General features: G+C 68.8%; 23 protein-coding genes and 1 tRNA gene. 10 read left to right on the plus strand and 14 right to left on the minus strand.

The window, feature by feature from the left end:
* Positions 1-52: 52 nt before the first annotated feature.
* Entirely contained in the window at positions 53-760 is a 708-nt protein-coding gene (locus IU450_RS05385; protein ID WP_195148573.1) for a GntR family transcriptional regulator, read from the minus strand.
* Between the two features lie 193 nt (positions 761-953).
* Here IU450_RS05385 and IU450_RS05390 point away from each other — a divergent pair, with 193 nt between their 5' ends.
* A complete protein-coding gene (locus IU450_RS05390) occupies positions 954-1412 on the plus strand; it encodes a hypothetical protein (protein WP_195148574.1) in 459 nt (152 codons plus the stop codon).
* 49 nt (positions 1413-1461) lie between these two features.
* On the opposite strand, the gene IU450_RS05395 is transcribed toward IU450_RS05390, so the two are convergent.
* The 5 genes from IU450_RS05395 to IU450_RS05415 all read right to left on the minus strand — a co-directional run bounded on the left by IU450_RS05395 (position 1462) and on the right by IU450_RS05415 (position 6335).
* Positions 1462-2190 carry an SDR family NAD(P)-dependent oxidoreductase gene (locus tag IU450_RS05395; RefSeq protein ID WP_195148575.1) on the minus strand — a complete coding sequence of 243 codons (729 nt, stop codon included), beginning with the start codon at positions 2188-2190 and terminating at the stop codon, positions 1462-1464.
* A 282-nt stretch (positions 2191-2472) separates the two neighbouring features.
* The gene (locus tag IU450_RS05400) at positions 2473-3345 is read right to left on the minus strand and encodes an SDR family oxidoreductase (protein WP_195148576.1); all 873 of its coding nucleotides are present in this window, start codon (positions 3343-3345) and stop codon (positions 2473-2475) included.
* A gap of 178 nt (positions 3346-3523) precedes the next feature.
* Positions 3524-3597 (minus strand) — tRNA-Pro (locus tag IU450_RS05405).
* A 60-nt stretch (positions 3598-3657) separates the two neighbouring features.
* Positions 3658-5334, minus strand: a complete 1677-nt coding sequence (locus IU450_RS05410) for a hypothetical protein (protein WP_195148577.1) — start codon at positions 5332-5334, stop codon at positions 3658-3660.
* Positions 5335-5372: 38 nt separating this feature from the next.
* Entirely contained in the window at positions 5373-6335 is a 963-nt protein-coding gene (locus IU450_RS05415) for a metallophosphoesterase (RefSeq protein ID WP_195148578.1), read from the minus strand.
* A 133-nt stretch (positions 6336-6468) separates the two neighbouring features.
* Here IU450_RS05415 and IU450_RS05420 point away from each other — a divergent pair, with 133 nt between their 5' ends.
* A complete protein-coding gene (locus IU450_RS05420) occupies positions 6469-6933 on the plus strand; it encodes a GatB/YqeY domain-containing protein (RefSeq protein WP_195148579.1) in 465 nt (154 codons plus the stop codon).
* A gap of 55 nt (positions 6934-6988) precedes the next feature.
* Here IU450_RS05420 and IU450_RS05425 read toward each other — a convergent pair whose 3' ends face one another.
* Positions 6989-9358 (minus strand): penicillin-binding protein, encoded by a 2370-nt coding sequence (locus IU450_RS05425; RefSeq protein WP_195148580.1) that lies wholly within the window; start codon positions 9356-9358, stop codon positions 6989-6991.
* Positions 9359-9725: 367 nt separating this feature from the next.
* Between IU450_RS05425 and IU450_RS05430 the strand changes: the two genes are divergently transcribed.
* Positions 9726-10049: a WhiB family transcriptional regulator gene (locus tag IU450_RS05430; protein WP_014981178.1), complete on the plus strand. Its 324-nt coding sequence runs from the start codon at positions 9726-9728 to the stop codon at positions 10047-10049.
* Between the two features lie 95 nt (positions 10050-10144).
* Here the strand turns inward: IU450_RS05430 and IU450_RS05435 are convergent, their stop codons facing one another.
* Both IU450_RS05435 and IU450_RS05440 read right to left on the minus strand, forming a co-directional pair.
* Positions 10145-11284: an ArsA family ATPase gene (locus IU450_RS05435; RefSeq protein ID WP_195148581.1), complete on the minus strand. Its 1140-nt coding sequence runs from the start codon at positions 11282-11284 to the stop codon at positions 10145-10147.
* Positions 11281-12300: an ArsA-related P-loop ATPase gene (locus tag IU450_RS05440; RefSeq protein WP_195148717.1), complete on the minus strand. Its 1020-nt coding sequence runs from the start codon at positions 12298-12300 to the stop codon at positions 11281-11283. The genes IU450_RS05435 and IU450_RS05440 overlap by 4 nt, the downstream gene beginning before the upstream one ends.
* A 502-nt stretch (positions 12301-12802) precedes the next feature.
* On the opposite strand from IU450_RS05440, the gene IU450_RS05445 reads away from it, so the two are divergent.
* Genes IU450_RS05445 through IU450_RS05455 form a run of 3 tightly spaced genes read left to right on the plus strand, consistent with a single transcriptional unit; the run spans position 12803 to position 14277 of the window.
* Entirely contained in the window at positions 12803-12964 is a 162-nt protein-coding gene (locus IU450_RS05445; RefSeq protein ID WP_085994820.1) for a DUF4177 domain-containing protein, read from the plus strand.
* 14 nt (positions 12965-12978) lie between these two features.
* Positions 12979-13437, plus strand: a complete 459-nt coding sequence (locus IU450_RS05450; RefSeq protein ID WP_043685629.1) for a RidA family protein — start codon at positions 12979-12981, stop codon at positions 13435-13437.
* A gap of 39 nt (positions 13438-13476) precedes the next feature.
* The gene (locus IU450_RS05455; protein WP_195148582.1) at positions 13477-14277 is read left to right on the plus strand and encodes an MBL fold metallo-hydrolase; all 801 of its coding nucleotides are present in this window, start codon (positions 13477-13479) and stop codon (positions 14275-14277) included.
* 77 nt (positions 14278-14354) lie between these two features.
* Here the strand turns inward: IU450_RS05455 and IU450_RS05460 are convergent, their stop codons facing one another.
* Positions 14355-15029, minus strand: a complete 675-nt coding sequence (locus tag IU450_RS05460; RefSeq protein WP_039794544.1) for a Crp/Fnr family transcriptional regulator — start codon at positions 15027-15029, stop codon at positions 14355-14357.
* Positions 15030-15162: 133 nt separating this feature from the next.
* The gene (locus IU450_RS05465; protein ID WP_040686056.1) at positions 15163-15405 is read right to left on the minus strand and encodes a hypothetical protein; all 243 of its coding nucleotides are present in this window, start codon (positions 15403-15405) and stop codon (positions 15163-15165) included.
* A 223-nt stretch (positions 15406-15628) separates the two neighbouring features.
* On the opposite strand from IU450_RS05465, the gene nth reads away from it, so the two are divergent.
* The 4 genes from nth to IU450_RS05485 all read left to right on the plus strand — a co-directional run bounded on the left by nth (position 15629) and on the right by IU450_RS05485 (position 18960).
* Positions 15629-16330 carry an endonuclease III gene (gene nth, locus IU450_RS05470; RefSeq protein WP_228834149.1) on the plus strand — a complete coding sequence of 234 codons (702 nt, stop codon included), beginning with the start codon at positions 15629-15631 and terminating at the stop codon, positions 16328-16330.
* Complete coding sequence (locus IU450_RS05475; protein ID WP_324197534.1) at positions 16327-16974, plus strand: TlpA disulfide reductase family protein; 648 nt, start codon at positions 16327-16329, stop codon at positions 16972-16974. The genes nth and IU450_RS05475 overlap by 4 nt, the downstream gene beginning before the upstream one ends.
* A gap of 157 nt (positions 16975-17131) precedes the next feature.
* Complete coding sequence (locus IU450_RS05480) at positions 17132-17770, plus strand: NUDIX hydrolase (RefSeq protein ID WP_416382843.1); 639 nt, start codon at positions 17132-17134, stop codon at positions 17768-17770.
* Complete coding sequence (locus IU450_RS05485; RefSeq protein WP_195148585.1) at positions 17767-18960, plus strand: MarP family serine protease; 1194 nt, start codon at positions 17767-17769, stop codon at positions 18958-18960. The genes IU450_RS05480 and IU450_RS05485 overlap by 4 nt, the downstream gene beginning before the upstream one ends.
* A gap of 66 nt (positions 18961-19026) precedes the next feature.
* Here the strand turns inward: IU450_RS05485 and IU450_RS05490 are convergent, their stop codons facing one another.
* From IU450_RS05490 to nhaA, 3 genes are all read right to left on the minus strand, one after another.
* The gene (locus IU450_RS05490; protein WP_195148586.1) at positions 19027-19962 is read right to left on the minus strand and encodes an alpha/beta fold hydrolase; all 936 of its coding nucleotides are present in this window, start codon (positions 19960-19962) and stop codon (positions 19027-19029) included.
* A 45-nt stretch (positions 19963-20007) separates the two neighbouring features.
* A complete protein-coding gene (locus tag IU450_RS05495) occupies positions 20008-20514 on the minus strand; it encodes a phage holin family protein (protein WP_195148587.1) in 507 nt (168 codons plus the stop codon).
* Positions 20515-20606: 92 nt separating this feature from the next.
* A complete protein-coding gene (nhaA, locus tag IU450_RS05500) occupies positions 20607-21848 on the minus strand; it encodes a Na+/H+ antiporter NhaA (RefSeq protein ID WP_195148719.1) in 1242 nt (413 codons plus the stop codon).
* Positions 21849-22181: the final 333 nt, after the last annotated feature.

The following is a 22181-nucleotide window of genomic DNA, read 5'->3' on the forward strand; positions in this document are numbered from 1 at the left end:
CGCGGTTGGCGACGAGCACCGTATCGAATTCCAGCCCCACAACCGCTCCCTGCTAATCCGTGGCCAGCGACATCGCCGTGATCGCGCGGGTGACCCGTTCGAGCACCACGTCCAGCGATTCACCGATGTGCGTGTGCAGCAGCCGGTAGGCCAGCGGGAGATCGTCGGCCAGCACGGCGTCCAGGATGCCGAGATGCTCGGCGATGGTTGTCTCGATCCGGTTGTTGACCATGAAGTCGTACATGCGCACGTGGCGGATGCGGGAGTTCACCGCTTTGAGCGCGCGCACCATCTCGGTGTTGCCCGCCGAGGTGAGCAGCGTGACGTGGAATTCCTCGTCGCGCACCACGAAACCGGGTTCCTGTTCGGGCGGATCGGCGCGCAATTCCAGCCAGGCGGCGCGCTCGGCTTCCAGCAGTTCCCGATCGTGCGTGACGGCCGGGTTGGTCATGGCGCGCTGGAGGCCGCCCAATTCCAAAGTGATTCGCAGTTCGTACAGGTCACGGATCAGGGGAATGCTCGGGCGCACCGGACTGAAGCCGTATTCTTCGCGTTGCAGCAGTCCGTCCGAGCACAGGACGGTCAGAGCTTCGCGAATCGGTGTGCGCGAGATACCGAATCGCGCCGACAGTTTCGGCTCGGTCAGGCGTTCGCCGAACTTGATGTCCCCGTTCATGAGCTCGCTGCGCAGGGCCGCGTACACCACGTCGCGCAGCGGTTTGCCCGCCGCGTCCGCCAAGGTGGCTATCCGTGTCGACATGGCTGTATACGCTATTGACCTCGCATTTCGGTGGCGTGTCCGTAAGTTATCGCCGCGTTAGCGTCTGCTCACCGCGCCGGGTGCGACGATGTGCCCCGACGTGGGCGGATACCGCGGGGCGAAACGGAATCCGGCGCGGGCTCGACAGAGTTGTCGAGTCGGTTGTCCCTCAGCGAATCACCAAGGAGACGGTATGAAGCGCAGCACGAAGTTCGCCGGAGCACTCGCCGCCGCGGCGGTGGCGCCGATCATCGCGGCCGGGAACGCACAGGCCGACCCGGGCACGGTCTACTTCTCGGTGGGCGGCACGAACTGCGCGATCTTCGGCGACGGCTCCGTCGGGTGTGATTTCGGCTCTCCCCTGCACCTGAGCTACTACGTCGGCGGCGCCTACGTGCCGGTGCCGGTGACGGTCAGCGAAATCGTGATCGACCAGCCTTGGCTGCCCGCGCATCCCACCTTCGACCCGGCCACGCCCTACACGCTGCCGGGCGGCAACCCCAGCATCTACGACGTGAAGACCGGCTCGGGGCAGTGGGGTCCGATCATCGCGCACGCGGGGGCGACGTGCCAGGTCGGCTTCCACGGCAGCTTCGGCTGCCAGGCGTTGGGCCAAGGTTTCACCACCTACGGCGGCACTGTCGTCGCGTGATCGTCCGGCGGCGCGCCCGCTGTCGTCGGCGAGCGCGCCGCTACCGGGTCTATCGCGCCGGCGTGCCCGTGCCGTCGATCCTGACGACCTGCGCGTTCACCGTGCTCGCCGCGTCGCTCGCCAGATAGGCGACCACCGCCGCGGGCTCTGTCGGACTGATCGCGGCGAGGGCCACCTCGAGTTCCGCGTTGTCGGTGGTGCCCGCGCCGTAACTGACCGTGTTGACGGTGATCCGGCGCGGCACGAAGTCCGGCGCCACGGCTTGGCCGAGCTGCTCGACCGCACCGCGCGTCGCGTCGTGCACCGCGCTGCCAGGATCCGCGGGATCGCAGACGTTGATGACCCGGCCTTCGTCGGCCAGGTGCGCGAGGGCCAGCTGGAGGCCGTGGAACACGCCCTTCACCGTCGCCGCGAAACCGCTGTCGAACGCCTCCGAGCTGAGCTTGGGGAACGGCTCGGACTCCGGCACCGCCGCGGTGTTGACCAGCAGGTGCCATCCGCCGCAGTCTTCCAGCAGCGCGTGCACCAGTTCCTCGTACTCGGTGCGATCGGCGATGTCCGCCGCGAGCGCCAGCGCCTTGCCGCCTGCCTCGGTGATCTCCTTGACCACCTCCGCGGCGGGCTCCGGGAAGTGCGGATGCTGGATCACGACCTGGGCACCTTGCGCGGCAAGCGTTTTCGCGATCGACCTGCCGATCCCGGTGTAGGCCGCCGTCACCAGCGCGGTCTTGCCGGACAGCGGTTCGTCTGCGCGCACGCCATCGACGGGCTTGCTCATCTGCCGACCTTTCGTCGATTGCGGGTGTGGAGCTTCAGCGATGATATTCCCGGATTCGGTCCGATTACCCGTTCGAAGGGGCAAGTGACTTACGTGTCGGAGGATTGCTCGCGTGCGGCGAGTGCGGGCATCTGGCGCAAGCCCGACTCTTTGCGCACGGCCGTCACGAACTGGTATCGGGCCGTACGGAGTTGATCGATCGAATCTGTCGGCGCGTCCTTCGCTTCGAAACCGGGCGGTGGCGATCCGGCGCGCGATCGTCACCTCGCGCAGAAGCCCGTCCTACGCGTCGACGAACAGGTCGTTGGCCAGCGCGCCGTCCCCCGGGACCACGCGGTATCGGTCCAGATCCGTCACGCCGTTGGCACTCAGCACGTCCTCGTCGAGCAGCAGCTGGCCGGTGTAGGTCGCGGCGGGGCTGGTCACCATGAGCAGGGCGGCGTCGGCGCAGATATGCGCGGTGCGGGACGCCGCGACAGCTTCCGCGCCGCCGAGCAGGTTGCGCACCGCCGCGGTATCGATCTTGGTGCGCGGCCACAGCGAGTTCACGGCGATCCCGTAGGGCCGGAACTCGTGCGCCAAACCGATGGTGGCGATACTGATGCCGTATTTGGAGACGGTGTAGGCGACACCGTTGCCCACCCACTCTGGATTCATGTTGAGCGGTGGGGACAGCGTGACGATGTGCGGATTCCGTCCGGCTCGGGCCGAGACGCGCAGATGCGGGAGCGTCAGCTTCGACAGCAGGAACGGGGCGCGCAGGTTCACGGCTTGCATGTGGTCGTAGCGCTGCATACCGATCTGCTCGGCACCGGTCAGATCGACCGATCCGGCGTTGTTGACCAAGATATCGATGCCGCCGAACCGCCGCACGATCTGCTCGACCGCCCCGGCCATCGCCTTGTCGTCCCGGACATCCGCCACCAGCGGCAATACCGCGCCGCCTGCGGCCTCGGCTCGAGCGGCAGCGGTGTGAATGGTGCCCGGCAACTTGGGATGCGGTTCCTGAGTACGGGCGATCATCGCGACGTTCGCCCCCTCCGCCGCGAACCTGATCGCGATCGCCAGGCCGATGCCCCGGCTGGCTCCGGTGATCACCGCGGTCTTGCCGGCGAGCAAGCCCTCGACTGCCGCGTGGGAAGTAGATCCGTGCATAGCTGCTGCTGCCCTTCGGATTCGGGTCGATCGTGCTCCGAGGCTAACCGGCGTTCGCGGGAAGCGGCAGCGGTTCGGCCGCCCCCGCCGAGTGCCACGAATTCGCTGCCCTGGCCCACAAAGAAGGCCCCCGACCGGATACCGGTCAGGGGCCTTACCTTGTCGTCTCAACCACGAGTCGGGGTGACAGGATTTGAACCTGCGACCTCTTCGTCCCGAACGAAGCGCGCTACCAAGCTGCGCCACACCCCGTGAAGCGAACCTGGAGTAGCTTACAACAGGGTGGCGCGAGACGTTAAACCGGCAGGTCAGTCAGCCTTCGGTGGGGCGGATGCTGGTGAAGATGCGCTTGGCGGTCTCGGCGTCGAGTGCGTGCGGGACGCCGGTGTCGGCGGCGATCACCATGACGAAGTTCCCGGTGTCGTTGGGGAACGCGGCGGTGTAGACGGAGTACGCCTTCGCGCAGCCGGGCTTGGCGTCGGCGACGGTGCCCTTGGTCTCCACGAACATCCCGTGCTGGGAGCCGTCCAGCGAGGCCAGCGGCATGGGCAGGCCGGGTGTGCCGCCGGAGGTCGCCTTGTAGGCGAGCGTGGCGGTCTTCGTGCCGAGTTCGGTTGCCGCCTTGCCCGGGTCCGAGGTCTTGGAGCCGGTGAGGAAAGCGACGGTTCGGGTGGAGCCGGGGCAGTAGCCCTTGCCCTCGCTGGCCAAGCCTTTGCCCGCGACGGCGTTCGGCGGTTCGCCGAAGCCGCCGATGGTGCCTTGCGGGGCGATGGTCCAGTCGGCGGGCACGTCGTAGGCAGCGCCGCTGTCGGGCGCTTTGACGACCTGGTAGCCGGGAATGAGCGGAGTCTTGTCGGCTGACCCGCGCGCGGTCGTGGTCGGCGCGGGCTTGGTCGTCGCGGGGACGGTCGAGTTCGCGGCGGCGGCGGCGGTGGTCGTGAGGGCGCTCACCATCGACGGCGGGCTGTCCTGCGCCGAATCCTCCGACTTCATCGTCGTCAAGGCGACTGCTCCGGCGACAAGAGCGGCCACCAGCAATGCCACCAGTCCGGCCGACAGGATCAGCTTTCCTTTCGGACTGTTCTGCTGCGGTGGCAGTGTCGCGAATCCGCCCTGCGGAGCGGACTGATACCGCCCGTCGGGCGCGGTGCCGTAATGCCCAGGTCCGCCGACCGGTTGCCACTGCTGCGCCGGTGGGCCGAGCCTATCGGCGTGCAGATAGCCGAGCAGGGTGGGCGCTGAGTCACTCGGTGCGGGACCCGGCCCCGGGCCGCCGAAGGGACCGTGCTGGTCGAGTGCGCCGAGCGGTTGCCCGAGCATGGTCGGGTCGTTGCGCCCGTGGGCGCTGGGAACCGGCTCCGCCTGCGGCGGCCACTGCCCCGACGGTGGCTGCCCGAGGGATCGGGCCAGCATCGTCGGATCGTTGCGGCCGCCCTGGTCGGGTGGCGCGGTATCCGGCTGTCGGCCGCCCAGCGACGGGCCGAGCAAGGTCGGATCGGCCAGTGCGGGCGTGTTCGCCGACGAACCGCTGTCCGCCATCCAGGATGTGGCGGGATCACTCTGCCCGCCCGGTTGCCATTGGAGCGTCGGCGCGGGCTCTTCGTTCGGCGGCCATTGCGTGGCGGGGTCGGGCTGCCACGGATAGGGCGATGCGCCCCCGTCACCGGCGCCCGGCAACTGCGACGTCGGCGCGGGCCCGCTCGAGTTCAGCGGCCGCCATCCCGAAGCGTGGCCGGAGGACTGATCTTCCGCGCCGCGCTGCCAAGGGGTGACCGGGGGACGTCCGGCTTCGTCGGCCCCGGACGGCTGCCACGGTGACGACTGCCGCGGAGTTCCCGGCTGTGCCCCGGCGTTCGGCTGGCGAGGGTCGTCACCGGATGGGGCGGAGGCGAAACGCGGTGGACCGGAATGCTGTTGCCGAGGAGTCGGCGGCCCGGCGGACCGCCCCGGAGTCGTCGGGTCGTCGCGCCGGTCGTCGAATCCACTCACAGTTGTCCCCTACCTGACACATGTCTCGGCAGGGGACATTAGCGGGCGACGGCCTCCGATGCCGACACACCGTGGCCCGTGTCGGCTCCCGGCCGCTTCGGCGTCGCGGCGACCAGGGTCAACAAGGTCGCCTCCGGGCGGCAGCAGAATCGGTACGGCGCCCAGGGGGAGGTGCCGATGCCGGCGGAAACATGCAGCTGGGTGTGCTCACCCCACTTCGACGCACCCTTCACCCGGGACCGGTCGATCCCGCAGTTGGTGACCAGGGCGCCGTAGCCGGGCAGGCAGAGCTGGCCGCCATGGGTGTGCCCGGCCAGCACCAGGTCGTAGCCGTCCTCGGCGAAGCGGTCCAGTACCCGGGGCTCGGGCGAGTGGGTGAGGCCGATCCGCAGGTCCGCCAGCGGGTTCGGGGCGCCTGCGACGGTGTCGTAGCGGTCGCGCTGCAGGTGCGGATCGTCGACGCCCGCGGTGGCGATGCGGATACCGGCCACCTCGAGGTCGCGGCGCACGTGCGTCAGGTCGAGCCAGCCGCGCTCGTTGAAGGCCGCGCGCAGGTCCTTCCACGGCAGCGGCGCGCCGTACGTGCGGCGATGGTCCTTCTTGAAGTAGTTCAGCGGGTTCTTCGCCACCGGCGCGAAGTAGTCGTTGCTGCCGAAAACGAAAAGGCCCGGGCGGGAGAGCAATCCGCCGAGGGCCTGGACCACCGCGGGCACCGACTTCTGATGCGAGAGGTTGTCGCCGGTGTTGATCACCAAGTCCGGCTCCAGCCGGTCCAGCTCCCGTAGCCACTGCTGTTTGAGCTTCTGGCCGGGCATCATGTGCAGGTCACTCAGGTGCAGCACCCGCAGCGACGACGACCCCGGCGCCAGCACAGGCATGGTCGCCTCCCGCAGAACGAAGGCGTTGCGTTCGACCAGCGAGGCGTAGCCGATTCCGGCCACCGCGGCCCCAGCGGCTCCCAGCGCGGTCGTGCGTACAGCAGAGGTCGAGATCACGGGCATTTGCCCAGCATAGGTGACCTCGCTCGAGAGCGCCGAGTGTGTTTCCGCACAAGCGCCCCTTTATCGGGCGGGAAAACGGGCGACGCGGCAAATGTAGTGGGACCGCCGCGCCGCAGCGGCTACCGTGATCGGCATGTCGGAACTCAAATCGCAGCTGCGGGCGGACCTGACCGCCGCGATGAAAGCCAAGGACACGCTGCGCCTTTCCACGTTGCGGATGCTGCTGTCGGCGATCCAGAACGCCGAGGTCGCCGGTTCGCAGGCCCGTGAGCTCACCGACGCCGAGGTCGTCTCCGTTCTGCAGAAGGAGTCGAAGAAGCGCAACGAATCCGCCGAGGTGTACACGCAGGCCGGGCGCGGCGAACTGGCGGCGAACGAGCACGCCGAGGCGCGCATCATCGACGAGTATCTGCCGTCCCAGCTGACCGAAGCAGAGGTCGCCGATCTCGCCGACACCGCCATCGCGCAGGTCGCCGAGGAGATCGGGGAGCGTCCCGGTATGCGCCAGATGGGCCAGGTCATGAAGATCGCCACCGGGCTCGCCGCGGGCAAGGCCGACGGCTCGCGCATATCGGCCGCGGTGAAGGCGCGGCTGTAGGGCAGCGCCGCGAAAGGGGCCGCGAACCGTGTGGTTCGCGGCCCCTTTCTGCTGCTCAGCGCGGGATCGGGATCGGAATCGGGATCGGTGGCAGCCGCGGCGGTAGCGGCAGCCCCGGAATGCCCGGCGCCGGTGGGGGCGGCCCCGGCGGCGGCGCGGCTCGGACGGTGCCGTCGCTGATGTAGAGCGTGACCACCGAACCGGGGATCGCCGAGCCGTTCGGCGCGGTGCCCATCACGGTGCCCTTGGGCCGATCGCCCGCCCCCGTCACCGGCGACACCTGGAAGCCCGCCGCCACCAGCTTGGCGGTCGCCTCACCCTGGGTCAGGCCGACGACGTCGGGTACCTGGGCGTTGTTCGCGCCGCGCACGTACTTGTCGTCCAGCGGCGGCAGCGCGGGCGGCGGAAACAGCGGTATCACCGGTTTGATCGCGTTGAACCAGGTGCGCGCCGGTTCGTTACCGCCGAACAGGTTGCCGTCGCCGCAGTTGCGCAGCGGGAACGAGCAGATCTCCCCGGGAGTGGGGCTGTCGCCGTAGACGTAGACCGCGGAGGCGAGCGAATTGGTGAACCCGAGGAAGGCCGAGGAGCGGTGGCTCTCGGTGGTACCGGTCTTGCCCGCCATCGGGAGGTTCCAGCCCACCGACTGGGCCGCGGCCGCCGCCGTGCCCGCGGTGTCGTCCTTGCTCATCGCGTTGGCGAGGGTGTTCGCCAGGCCGGGTTCGACGACCTGCTCGCAGGCCTGCTGGGTCAGCGGTACCTGCTTGCCCTGGCGGTCGATGACCTCCTTGATCGGGTTCGGCGGGCACCACCGGCCGCCCGAACCCAGCGTCGCGGCGACGTTGGACAGCTCCAGCGGGTTGATCGCGACGGGGCCGAGGGTGAACGAGCCGAGGTTCTGGTCCTTGATCATGTCGGCCAGGCTCTGGTTGCCGTGGCCCGAGGTGCCCGCTTCGGTGAACGAGCGCATGCCGAGCCGGACCGCCATGTCGACGGTCGGGGTGACCCCGACGGCCTGGATCAGCTTGACGAACGCGGTGTTCGGCGACGTGGCCAGCGCCTCGGTCACCGACATGGGCGACTTGTACCGGCCCGCGTTCTCGACGCAGTAGGTGGCGGGCGGGCATCCGCGCGCACCACCGTTACCCATGCCCCTTGCCTCGAACCGGCCGGGCACTTCCAGCTGGGCGTCGATGCCCAGCCCCTTCTCCATGGCCGCGGCGGTCGTGAAGACCTTGAAGATCGAGCCCGCGCCGTCACCGACCATCGAGTACGGCTGCGGCTGCACCGTCTCGCTCGCGTCCCGGTTGAGGCCGTAGGTGCGACTGCTGGCCATCGCGAGTACCGGATGCGAATCCTGCCCCGGCGCGACCACGGACATGACTTCCGCGATGTTGTCCAGGTTCGGGTTGGCCGCGTCGGTCACCGCCCGCTTCACCGAGTCCTGCACGGCCGGATCGAGGGTGGTCCTGATCAGGTAGCCGCCCTTCTCGATCTGTTCGCGGCTGATGCCCGCGTTGGCCAGGTACTGCAGCGCGTAGTCGCAGAAGAAGCCGCGGTCGTTGGCCGCGATGCAACCGCGCGGCAGGCCCTTGGGCTCCGGCAGCACGCCCAGCGGCTTGGTCTTGGCCTCGCGAAACTCCTCGGCGCGGCTGGGGATGTTCTGGATCATGGTGTCCAGCACCGTGTTGCGCCGGGCCAGCACGCCGTCCGGGTTGGTGTAGGGGTTCAGCTTGGACGAGCTCTGCACCATGCCCGCCAGCATCGCGGCCTGCGACACGTTCAGCTCGGCCGCGTCGACGCCGAAGTAGGTCTTCGCTGCGTCCTGGATGCCGTAGGAGGAGTTTCCGAACGGGACGAGGTTGAGATACCTGGTGAGGATCTCGTCCTTGGTCAGCTCACGGTCCAGGGTGAGCGCCATCCGGATCTCGCGGATCTTGCGGGCGGGGGTGGTCTCGATGGCGGCGCGGCGTTCGGCGTCGGTCTTGGCGACCACCAGCAGCTGGAAATTCTTCACGTACTGCTGATCCAGCGTCGACGCGCCCTGCTGCACCTCGCCGCTGGTGGTGTTGGTGAGGAATGCGCGCAGCGTGCCCTGCCAGTCGACGCCCTCGTGCTCGGCGAAGCGGCGGTCCTCGATGGACACGATCGCCAGTTTCATGTCGTTGGAGATCCGGTCGCTGGGGACCTCGAATCGGCGCTGCTCGTACAGCCAGGCGATCGGATTGCCCGCCGCGTCGACCATGGTCGAGACCGCGGGCACCGTTCCCTCGACCAGCTCCGCGGAGACGTTGTCGACGGCGTCGGCGGCGCGGTTGGAGACGAACCCGAAGCCGCCGGCGAGCGGGAACAACAACCCGGCGACGAGCACGGAGGCCAGCACGCAGCTGCCGGCCAGGCGCGCGAGCGTATGTGTGATCGGCACGAATCAAGACTACGGGTTGCCATCCGAGCCTTCTTGGCGGCATTTGTCCGGAGCCCGGAACTGGTTGTTCGCGAACCGGAATGGGCGTGTCGCGCGATCGCGACCGGCGTGTCGCACAAGGGCCCGCCCGCAATCTGCCTGCCCGTCCTGTGCGTGCCCGGCTTTGCAGGGACGGACGTACCAAAAAATCTCGAGGTGGTCTTGCGCAAGCGCCATACCTTTACCTAGATTGAGAACCCAGTGTGATAGAGCTAACACTCAAAGTGGAATGTGGTGCACTTCGCAGCGGGGTTTGGGTGCTGCGTGGTGACAACGCGATTCTGGAGCGCCGTTGACCCGGTGTTCGGACTGCAAAGGGGCACACCAAATGCACATGACAACCCCCATCGCTCGATTGGACGTGGAGCAGGCCGAAGCAAGGATCGCCTGGGTAGCCCAGGCCCGATGCAAGGAAGTGGATCCCGATCAGTTGTTCGTCCGCGGCGCGGCGCAGCGCAAAGCGGCGACGATCTGCAGGCACTGCCCGGTGCTCATGCAGTGTGGTGCCGACGCGCTGGACAATCGCGTCGAGTTCGGTGTGTGGGGCGGCATGACGGAGCGGCAGCGCCGCGCCCTGTTGAAGCAGCATCCGGAAGTGACCTCGTGGGCCGATTTCTTCCAGGCCCAGCGCCAGCATCAAGTGGCGATGTAGTCCAGCTCGAACCGAAACGGAGCCCGCGCGAGCGGGCTCAGTTTCGTTTCAGGACCGATATTTCCGTTCGGAGCAATAGCGGATACGCCTAAGTATCAGGCGGTCGCGCGCGCCGTGCCGGCGAGCTGATCGCCGACCACCCGCAGCGCGTCGAGATCGGAGACCTCGAACGGGAGCGCGGTGACCGAGACGATCGGTACGCGCGGGTGCGCGCCCGTGAAGCGGTGCAGCAGATGCTGCTCGCGCTTGTCGGTGGCGACCCGGCGGGCATGGACTCGCAGCACCGCCGCGGTGAGCGGATCGGATCCGGCCACCTGGTCGGCGGCGGTGAGCGCGTGATCGGCCGACAGCGAGCTCAGCACCGGATGCGTGCGGTTGAGCACCAATCCCGCCAGCGGCATGCGCTCGGTGGAGAGGCGATCGACGAAGAACGAGGCCTCCCGCAGCGCGTCCGGTTCCGGCGCCGCCACCACGAGAAAGTGCGTGCCCGGCTTCGACAGCATCGCGAAGGTCCGCTCCGCCCGCTCCTGGAAGCCGCCGAACAGCGATTCCAGAGACTGCAGGAAGTTCGACGCGTCCTTGAGCATCTGCCCGCCCACGACGGTGGACACGCCCCGGACGGCCAGGCTCATCGCGCCGGTCACCAACCGGGTCACGCCGCGGCCGGGAGCCATGATCACCCGGATCATCCGGCCGTTGAGGAAGTTGCCCAGCCGCTTGGGAGCGTCCAGGAAGTCGAGCGCGTTGCGCGAAGGCGGCGTGTCGACCACGATCAGGTCCCATTCGCCCCGGTGGGCCAGCTGGCCCAGCTTCTCCATCGCCATGTACTCCTGCGTGCCGCCGAAGGAGGAAGCGACCGTTTGATAGAAGGGGTTGGCGAAGATCTGGTCGGCTTTCTCCCCGCTGGTGTGCTCGAGCACCATGTCGTCGAACGTGCGACGCATGTTGAGCATCATCGCGTACAGCTCGCCCTTGACCTCCGGGCCGAGCGCCACCCGCTGCGGATTGTTGCCGAGGTCGGCGACGCCCAGTGACTGGGCCAGCCTGCGCGCGGGGTCGATGGTGAGCACCACGACCTTGCGTCCCTGCTCGGCGGCGCGCAGCGCGATGGCGGCGGCGGTGGTGGTCTTGCCGACGCCGCCGGAACCGCAGCAGACCACTACGCGGGCGGAGGGGTCGGCGATGATCCGTGAGACATCCAGCGGGGCAGCCGTGGGGTGGGTCGGCGTGCTCATCGGACTCCCTGTGCGGTGAGGTGTTCGGCTAGTTCGTACAGCCCGCCCAGATCCATCCCGTCGGGCAGGGCGGGCAGGTAGAGCCGGGAAATGTCGACCTTGGCGAGTTCCTCGGCGCTGTCGTCCTGTGCTTGCAGCGTGGCGGAGTGCTCGACCGTTTCGGTCAGCAGGCCCTGGAAGTCACTGTCGGAGAGGGTGATCCCGGCGGAGGCGAGGCCGGCGCGAACGGCGTCGGCGTCCAGATCGCCCGCGGCGGCCCGAGCGCGCAGCTCGGGCGGGAGCTGGCCTTCGGTCGCGCGGTTCACGATGACGGTGCCGATGCGCAGGTCGGCGGCGGTGAGCTCGGCGATCGCGTCGGCCGTTTCCTGGACCGGCAGCGCCTCGAGCAGCGTGACCAGATGGATCATCGTCTGGTCGGAGTGCAGCAACTGCGAGACGCCCTCGGCCTGCGAGGCGATCGGCCCGCCCTTGGCCACCTCGGCCATGGCCTTGGTGACGTCGAGGAAGCCCGCGATCCGGCCGGTGGGCGGGGCGTCGACCACGATTTCGTCGTAGACCCGTTTGCCGGACTTGTCCACGCGCACCGCGCACTCTTTGATCTTGCCGGTCAGGATGACGTCGCGCAGACCGGGCGCGATCGTGGTGACGAACTCGATGGCGCCCATCCGGCGCATCGCCCGTCCCGCGAAGCCCAGGTTGTAGAACATGTCGAGGTATTCGAGGAAGGCGTGCTCGATGTCCAGCGCCAGCGCGACGACTTCGCCGCCGCCGTCCGCGGTGGCGATCCGGGTCTCGGTCGGCGGCAGCGGCGGCAGATCGAACAGCTGCGCGATCGATTGCCTGCTCTCCACCTCGACCAACAGCACGCGCCGTCCGCCCGCGGCGAGCGCCAGCGCCAACGCTGCGGCGACCGTCGACTTGCCCGTGCCCCCCTTACCGGAGACGTAGTGCAAGCGGGCCTGCTCAGCGCGCTTCGGCCACCCTGTGTCCAGTCCCGGCTCTGCCGAAAGCGGCACTGCTGTTGGTACTCCCACGCTCGCGAGCCTATAACTGGTTCGCCGCTACGAGTCACCGGCCGTACCAGACGGGCCGTTGAACGCCTGGTCACAGGTCATACCTGGGGCGTCGCTCACACCCGGCGAGTTGCCGATGCTCACACGAATCCGCCGTATGTCGCGGACCATCCGCGGTACTTCCACAGGCATCGGTCGCCCCTGGCGGCCCCTGCCAGACGGCCCGCGCCTTCCACGGCAAGCAAGACAGCATTGCCATTGCGTCCTAGGCCCGCGCCCGCGTGATGCCCGCGTACGCAAGCGTGGCCGCCCCGCCGGTGCTGCGGCTGAAGAACCGAACTCCGAGTGTGTGGCTCAGCTCCTGCCGCAACCAGATCGGCCCAACCACCGGTTTCGAGCGAAGCGAGACCGAGCATGCGCCGTTCGCGGCCCGGCGAGCCACCAGAGGGCCGCGAACACGCAGCGCCGAAGGCGCTGCAAATCGAACACAGCTACGCTCTCGCACATGAGTGATACGACCCTGTGGGAGTACGCGACCGTGCCGCTGCTGACGCACGCGACGAAGCAGATTCTCGACCAGTGGGGAGCCGACGGGTGGGAGCTGGTCACCGTGCTGCCCGGCCCGACCGGTGAGCAGCACGTCGCCTACCTCAAGCGTCCCAAGTAGAGGAGGGTGAGGCAGTGACCCAGTGGGAGAAGAACCTCGCCGAACTCGGCATCACCCTGCCGCCGGTCGTTGCTCCGGTCGCGGCTTACATTCCCGCGATCCGGACCGGGTCGCTCGTCTACACCTCCGGGCAGCTGCCGTTCGTGAACGGCCAGTTGTCCGCGGTGGGCAAGGTCGGTGCGGAGGTTTCGGTCGAGGCGGCCAAGGAGGCGGCCCGGCTGTGCGCGTTGAACGCGCTGGCCGCGGTGCACGACCTGGTCGGGCTGGACGCGGTGGTGCGCATTGTGAAGGTGGTCGGATTCGTCGCTTCGGCACCGGGATTCGGTGATCAGCCGGTCGTGATCAACGGTGCGTCGGAGTTCCTCGGTCAGGTCTTCGGTGACGCGGGCAGACACGCGCGCTCGGCCGTCGGCGTCGCCGAACTTCCCCGCGACACCCCCGTCGAGGTCGAACTGATCGCCGAGGTGCGCTAGACCGGAACTATCGGCTCCGTTTCTATCCGAGGTTATGCGATGACTGCGACGACATTGACACACCCCGCCTATGGGCAGCTCCGGCAGGTCACCGAGACGGCGGCGGTGCTGCTCGCCGACAATCCGGGCCAGATGACCTTGGAGGGAACCAACACCTGGATCCTGCGCGCGCCCGGAGAGACGGACTGTGTGGTGGTGGACCCGGGGCCGAAGGACAAGTCGCACTGTGCCGCGATCGCCGAGGCTACCGGCGGCCGGGTCGCCCTCACCTTGGTCACCCACCGTCATCACGACCACACCGGCGGCATCGATCGCCTGGTCGAGCTGACCGGAACACCGGTGCGGGCCAAGGATTCCGCCTTCCTGCGCGGCTCGGATGCCCCGCTCGCCGACGGCGAGGTGATCGAGGCCGCGGGCCTGCGGATCACCGTGCTGGACACCCCGGGCCACACCGGCGACTCGGTCAGTTTCGTCCTCGACGACGCGGTGCTGACCGGTGACACCATTCTCGGCTCGGGCACCACGGTGCTCGACTCCACCGACGGCACGCTGGCCGACTATCTGTCCTCGCTGGACCGGCTGGTGGAGGCGGGCAAGGGCAAGGCTTTGCTGCCCGCGCACGGCCCGGATCATCCGGACCTGGAGCCGGTCGCCCGCTACTACATCGCGCATCGGCACGAGCGTCTCGGCCAGGTGCGGGACGCACTGCGGACGCTCGGCCCGAATGCGGGCGCGATGGCGGTGGTGCGGAAGGTGTATTCCGACGTGGACAAGCGGTTGTGGCCGGCCGCGCGCAGCTCGGTGCAGGCGCAGCTGGACTACCTGCGCGTGCACGGCTAGGCGAACGACACAACGCCGGGTTCAGTGGAGCGCTGAACCCGGCGTTCGCCGTATGAGTGCGCTGCCGTATGAGTGCGCTACCGCGCGCGGCGGGCCAGGCGCTCGGAGTCGGAGATGAGCACGCTCTTGCCCTCCAGACGCAGCCAGCCGCGATGCGCGAAGTCGGCGAGCGCCTTGTTCACGGTCTCGCGGGAGGCGCCGACCAGCTGGGCGATCTCCTCCTGGGTGAGGTCGTGGGTGACCCGCAGCGCGCCCGCCTCCTGGGTGCCGAAGCGCTGCGCGAGTTGCAGCAGCGCCTTGGCGACCCGGCCGGGAACGTCGGTGAAGATCAGATCGGCCAGGTTGTTGTTGGTCCGGCGCAGGCGGCGTGCGAGAACGCGCAGCAACTGCTCGGCGATCTCGGGCCGCTGATCGATCCAGGTCTTGAGGGCGTCGCGATCCATCGTCACCGCGCGCACCTCGGTCACCGTGGTGGCGGTGGAGGTGCGCGGCCCCGGGTCGAAGATCGACAGTTCACCGAACATGTCGGACGGGCCCATGATGGTCAGCAGGTTCTCGCGTCCGTCGGGCGAACGGCGTCCGATCTTCACCTTGCCGGAGGTGATGATGTACAGCCGGTCGCCCGGCTCGCCCTCGTTGAAGATGACGTGGCCACGCGGGAAATCCACCGGTTGAAGTTGCTTGGCGAGGGCGGCCACCGCAGTGGGCTCGACGCCCTGGAAGATGCCTGCTCTGGCGAGGGCCTCGTCCACGAATGTGCTCCTTATGGGAAATGGCTCTGTACTGGACCGAAGCGACTCGGCCAACAGCGCAGTCTACGCGGCGTGCCTCCAGGGTAGTGACGGACACCACGTAACGAGTGGATTGCGCGACGCTCGCGCCGTGTCAGCTCGCGCGAGCCACATCCAGCTCCTCGCCGCGGGAGCGGCGCCTGCGCATACGGGCCACGGCGGCGGGGAGGCCGAGCTTCGTCAGCTCCTTCACCTCGGCGTTGCTTGCCTTGTCCAGGTACTGCTGAACCTCTTCGTCGGGTTCGAGAAGTTTGCGGAGCCGGTTCTCGACCCGCTCCATACCCAGTGCGAACAGCATCAACACCACTGGGAAGAGCACCACAGCGAGTCCTTGCATGACGAGCAGTAAACACCGTCGAGGTCTCAGATGGAACACGGCAACTGAACTGGAAGGGCAACGTTGTCCGCCGGTTCCGTATGGTGGACGCGTGCGCGTCTCCCCCTCCACCGCCGCCGGGAACGGGCTTGCCCCCGGCTCCGAACCCTCCGAAACGCCGCCGGTCACCGCTGCGGCTCCGAGACGGAAAACCAGGGCGCGACAGGCGGAAACCCGGCTCGGGCTGGTCCGCAGGGCGCGCCGGATGAACCGCGAATTGGCGGCCGCTTTCCCCGACGCGCACTGTGAGCTGGATTTCACCACTCCGCTCGAATTGGCGGTCGCGACAATACTTTCCGCCCAGTGCACCGACGAGCGAGTGAATCTCACCACCCCCGTGTTGTTCGCCCGCTACCCGGACGCGCGCGCATATGCCGAGGCCAACCGGGCGGAGCTGGAGGAATACATCCGGCCGACCGGGTTCTTCCGGAACAAGGCCGCCTCGCTGATCGGACTCGGCCAGGCACTGCTGGAGCGGTACGACGGTGAATTGCCTCACACCCTGACCGAACTGGTCCAGCTGCCCGGCATCGGACGCAAGACCGCGAACGTCATCCTCGGTAACGCGTTCGGAGTGCCCGGCATCACAGTCGACACCCATTTCGGCCGCTTGGTGCGCCGCTGGGGATGGACCGACGAGGAAGATCCGGTGAAGGTCGAGCACATCGTCGGTGCGCTGATCGAGCGCAAGGAGTGGACGATGCTCTCGCACCGCGTGATCTTCCACGGCCGGCGGGTCTGCCACTCCCGCAAGCCCGCCTGCGGCACGTGCGTGCTGGCCAAAGACTGCCCGTCGTTCGGGATCGGGCCGACCGATCCGGAGGCCGCGGCCAAACTGGTGAAAGGGCCGGAGCGGGAGCATCTGCTCGAGCTGGTGGGCCGGTGAGTTCGGAGCCCTCGGGCCGAAGGGGTACGGGTCATGCGTGGCGTTGGGCGCTTGCCGGTCTGATCGCGGTGGTGGCGCTGGCGGTCGCGGTGTGGCCGCGCGGCGACGACGGCGAGACGACGGGACCACGGTCCACATCGCTCGCCACCGGCGTTCCCGATGACCTGCGCGCCGCCGCCGGTCTGCCGGATTGCCCGAGCGCCGCCGCCACCGGGAACGGTCCGCTGGCCGGGATAACCCTGGAGTGCTTGGCGAACGGCAGGCCGGTCGACCTGGCCGCCGCGCTGGCGGGCAAGCCGGCCCTGCTGAACCTGTGGGCCTACTGGTGCGCACCGTGCGCCCAGGAGTTGCCGTATTTGCAGCAATACGCCCAACGCGCCGGAAACGCGATTACGGTGCTGACCGTGCACAGCGACCCTGATGAGGCCAAGGCCCTGTCCCGGCTGCGTGGACTGGACGTCCACCTGCCCGGTGTGCTCGACGCCGACGCGCGGGTGCGCACGGCCGTCGACGCCCCCGCGGTGCTGCCGATCTCGGTGCTGGTGCGGGCCGACGGCTCGGTCGCCGAGGTCGTGGTGCGCGCTTTCGAGGGGGTGGATGACATCGCGAACACGGTCGCGGGCAAGCTCGGAGTGGCCGCATGACAATGCGGGTGGACAAATCAATGGTGGAGGTGTCGGTGCGGGCGGTCAGTCGGGGACGCATGCGCGGGGGAGGTGTGCGTTGACGATCGAGCTGCCGCGGGATCTTCCTGCGTGGCTGGCCCGCTCGGCGGAACCGTCCGCCGATGGCGCCGACACTTTGACCAGGGCGCGGGCGTTGCGCCGCGCCTTGACCGTGACCTCGAAACCGCGCCAAGCCGCCGTGCTCGTGCTGTTCGGTGGCTCACCGGAGGCTGACCCGGACGCTCCGGGCGGACTGCCCGCCGATGCCGAAGTGCTGCTCACCCAGCGTGCGTCCACGATGCGCCAGCATCGCGGGCAGGTCGCGTTCCCCGGCGGCGCGGTGGACCCGGAGGACGCCGGGCCGATCGACACCGCGCTGCGCGAGGCGTGTGAGGAGACCGGCCTGGACCGTGCGGGCGTCGAGCCGTTCGCGGTGTTGCCGAAACTGTTCGTGCCGCCCTCCCGGTTCGACGTGACACCCGTCATCGCGTACTGGCGCACGCCAGGAGCGGTACGGGTGGTGAACGAGAGCGAGACCGAACGGGTCGTGCGCGTCCCGCTGGCCCAGCTGCTCGATCCGGCGAATCGCTTCCTGGTCCGCAGCACCCTCGGCTATCAGAGCCCGGCGTTCCAGGTGGACGGGATGCTGGTGTGGGGTCTGACCGGCGGCATCCTGGCCGGGATCAGCAAGGCGTCGGGCTGGGACCGGGAGTGGGACCACGAGGACGTTCGTGACCTGGAGACCGCACTCGCCGCCGTGGGGATGACGTTATGAGTTCGTCGGCCTGGCTCGACATCGCCGTCGTGCTGCTCGCGCTGCTGGCCGCCTCCTCGGGTTGGCGGCAGGGTGCGGTGGCCTCCGCACTGGCCTTTCTCGGCGTGGTGCTCGGCGCCGTCGCGGGCATCCTGATCGCGCCGCACATCCTGGTGCACGTCGACGAGGGCCGCACCAGAGTGCTCACCGGTGTGCTGCTGATCGTGGTACTGGTGATCGTCGGCGAGGTCGCGGGCATGGTGCTCGGCCGCGCCGCGCGCAGCGGCATGCGTCATCCGTTCACCCGCAGCGTGGACAGCGTGGTCGGCGCGGGGCTGCAGGCGGTCGCCGTGCTGGTCACCGCGTGGCTGCTGGCGCTGCCGCTGGCCACCTCGTCGCAGCCGGCCATCGCGACCGCGATCAACGGCTCGCGGGTTCTCGCCGACGTCAACGACGTCGCGCCGAATTGGCTGCGCAGGCTGCCCAACGAATTCTCCAAGCTGCTCAACACCTCCGGCTTGCCGGACGTGATCGGGCCGTTCGGGCGGGCGCCGATCGCGGCCGTCGAACCCCCTGATCCGAGCGTGCTGGCCAGCCCGGTCGCCGCGTCGCTGCAGCAGAGCGTGCTGCGCATCCGCGGCGTCGCCCCGAGTTGCCAACGTGCTCTGGAAGGTTCCGGGTTCGTGATCGCGCCGGAGCGCGTGATGACCAACGCGCACGTCGTCGCGGGCACCACGAGCATCGATGTCGACACGGCGTCCGGCTCGCTGCCCGCTTCGGTGGTGCTGTTCGATCCGTTCACCGATGTCGCGGTGCTCTCGGTCCCCGGGCTCACCGCTCCGGTCGTCCCCCAGGCGCCCGCGCCCGCCCGTTCCGGCGCGAGCGCCATCGTGCTCGGCTACCCGGGCGGTGGCCGGTACACGGCGAGCGCGGCACGCATTCGCGAGACCCTCGATCTGACCGGGCCGAACATCTACCGGGACGGAACGGTGAAGCGCGAGGTGTACACGGTGCGCGGGCTCGTTCAAGCGGGCAATTCCGGTGGGCCGCTGGTGGATACGCAGGGACAGGTGCTCGGAGTCGTCTTCGGCGCCGCGGTGACCGACAACGACACCGGCTATGTCCTGACGCTCAACGAGGTCCGTTCCGAACTGGAGGCTTCGGAGCGTTCCGCAGGCCCGGTCGCCACCGGAGCATGTGTGCTCAGCTGATCTCGCCGTGTTCCTCGCGATTCCGGTCGGTACCGGAATCCGGGGTTCCCGGCGAGGCCGGGGCGGTCAGGTCAGCAGTTTCGCGAGTTCTGCCGTAACCACGTCCGGGTTCTCCTGGTGCGCGAAATGGGCCGCGCCGGGGACCCGGACCAGGCGTCGTTGCGGCGACCATTCATGCCCGCGACGGAACGTCGCGGGCAGGATGTAGGGGTCCAGGTCGCCCCGCATGGCGAGGACCGGGATGTGGACAGGGTCGCGCATGGTCGCCATGAAGCGGCGGCCGTCCGGCCGCCACTGGCTGCGGAAGGCCCAGCGCTGGTACTCCAGCGCGCAATGCGCGGCGCCGGGGATCTGGATGGCCGAGCGCATCCGCCGCGCCGTATCCACGAATTCGGCGGAGCCCGACCAGCCCACGCTCACCCGCTGCCGCAGCAACCGTTCCACCTCGAAGCCGTCGGCGGTGGTCAGCAGATGCTCGCCGTACCGGGGCAGCTGATAGCGAAGAAAGTTCGGCAGCCAGGCCGAGCGCTGGCGGCGGTTGCGCAGCACCGAACTCTTCAGCGCCGACGGATGCGGCGAGGCGACCAGCGCGATGGAGCGAACCAGCCGCGGGTGCAGCACCGCGGTGGTCCAGCAGACCAGTCCGCCGTCGGCGTGCCCGACCAGCGTGGCCTCGGTGTAGCCGAGTGCCCGGATGAGCCCGGCGACGTCACCGGCGAGCGTCCAGCCGTCGTAACCACGCGGCGGCTTGTCGCTGTCGCCGTAGCCGCGCAGGTCCACGGCCACGGTGCGGTAGCCGAGTTCCGCCAGCCCGGTCAATTGGTGCCGCCAGGACCACCAGAAGTCCGCGAAGCCGTGCAGCAGCACGACCAGTGGGGCATCGGACCGCTCGGGCGCCGCGTCCACGACGTGGAATCGAATGCCGTTGGCGTGCACGTCCCGATGTGTCCACGGTCCGTCGTAACGGACGCTGGACGGATCCGGAAGCAAGTTCGCCGACACGGCGACCGAGCCTAGTAGCCGCCGTACCGGCTCGCGAACGCGCGCCTAGGAAGTCCGCTTCTCCAGCGCGAGACGGTCCTCGTGCGCGGCCGCGCCCAGGCCGTGCGGCAGCACCGTGCGCGCCTGCTTGAGCGAGTCGATCGTCTTCTCCGGCGCGCGCAGTTTCTTCACCCGCAGGTACCCGAGCAACGCCAGCACCGCGGTGGCCACGATCATCAGCAGGAAGACGATCAGGAAGGCCGCCCAGCGCGCCAGCCACACGTCGAGCAACTCGCCGAGGAAGAAGAAAAAGAAGAAGGTGCTGAACAGCAGCACGGTGAGCGCGAGGATGAAGTAGACGCTGCCCTGCAGGCCCTTCTTGATCTCACCGGTGACCTCGGCCTTGGCCAGTTCGACCTCGGCGCGGACCAGGGTCGACATCTGCTCGGCGGCGTCGCGGACCAGGGTCCCGAAGCTCGCGGAGCCGAGTGGATCGGCGTCCGTGAGGGGAATGGAGGTGACCGTACGACCGCGCTCCGCGTCGTTCCCGTTACCGCCGTGGTTGAAACTCACTTGGTCGACCCTTCTCCCTGTCCCGGCACTGCTTCAACTCCCGTTCGATCGGCGGCGTTCCCGGTGCCTCCGTGGTCACGCAGGCTACCGCCTCAGGACGGATCGCTCGCGCCGCCGTGCTGTTCACGTTGTAGCGCACGGGCGTCCCGCCGAGCCTGGTGGACACGCCCACGCCGCAACAGTAGCGCCGAACCGGCGAGCGACGCCGCCATTGATGTGACCAACACAGCGGCTTTCGCCAACTCGACGGCGGAACCGTCCGCGACGTCGGCGAGCGCGAGTTCCGCCACCAGAAGGCTAACCGTGAAGCCGATCGCGCCGAGCACCGACAGGGCGAACATGTCCCGCCAGCCGAGTCCGCTGGGCCGCGTCGCGATGCCCAACCGGATTGCCACCCAGCTCATCCCGAAGATCCCGAGGGGCTTGCCCACCAGCAGACCCAGAATCACCGCGAGCGCGAGCCGATCGGTGAACAGCTCGCCGAAGACCGTGGGGTTCAACGGCACTCCGGAGGCGAACAGGGCGAAAAGCGGGACGCACAGTCCGGCGGAGACCGGCTGGAAGAGGTGCTCGAGCTGGGCGGCGGGCGCTACCCGTTCGCCGGGATCCGGGCGCACCCGGGTGAGCAGGCCGAGCGCGACACCGGCCAAGGTCGGGTGGATGCCCGCCTCGTGCAGTGCGTACCAGGCCACCGACGCCAGCGGGACGTAGAGCAACGGCGTACGGATTCGCGCGTGTTGCCCCAGCGCCCACCCCGCGAAGCATCCGGCGGCGATGAGCAGCCACAGCAGCGATACCGCGGTGGTGAACAGCACCGCGATCAGCACGATCGCCATCAGGTCGTCGACTACGGCGAGGCTGAGCAGGAACACGCGCGCGCCCACCGGGATGCGCGAACCGGTCAGCGCGAGCACGGCGAGCGCGAACGCGATGTCGGTGGCGACGGGGATGGCCCAGCCGCGGTCCATGCCCGGTATGCCGAACCCGACGACCGCCGCGATCAGCGCGGGGGTCACCACACCGCCGATCGCCGCGATGACCGGCAATGTGGCGCGTCTGCGGTCGGCCAGCTCGCCGACGACCAGTTCGCGTTTGAGTTCCAGCCCGGCGACGAAGAAGAACACGGCGAGCAGACCGTCCGCGGTCCAGTCGGCCAGGGTCAGTCGCAGGTGCAACGGCGGGATCGCGACGACCGTCTGGGTCATCGTCAGATAGCTCGCTCCCCACGGCGAGTTCACCCACAGCAACGCGGTCGCGGCCGCGATCAGAAGCAGTGCGCCGCCGACGGTTTCCGTGCGGAGGTAGCGGGACAGTTCCGAGCGCACTTGCGTGATCACGGGAAACCTTTCGGGCGGTGGGCAGGCAGCGCGGAGGCGGCACCCACCGGAGTCGGCTCTGCGGATGCGCGACCGCTTGCCGACCAGACTTCCCGGCACACCTTACGCAATCTTATCGGGTGCGGCCGGTGACGAATCCCGCCACCGGCCGCACTCAGCGCCGGGCGGTCAGTCCTTGCCGGCCCGGATCGCCTCGAAGACGCTCGGGTCCACCAGGGTGGAGGTGTCGCCGAGTTCGCGTCCTTCGGCGACGTCGCGCAGGAGGCGGCGCATGATTTTGCCGCTGCGGGTTTTGGGGAGTTCGGGGACGATGTGGATTTCTCGTGGTCG

The organism is Nocardia abscessus (assembly GCF_015477775.1).
In the GTDB taxonomy this organism is placed as follows: Bacteria; Actinomycetota; Actinomycetes; order Mycobacteriales; family Mycobacteriaceae; genus Nocardia; species Nocardia abscessus_A.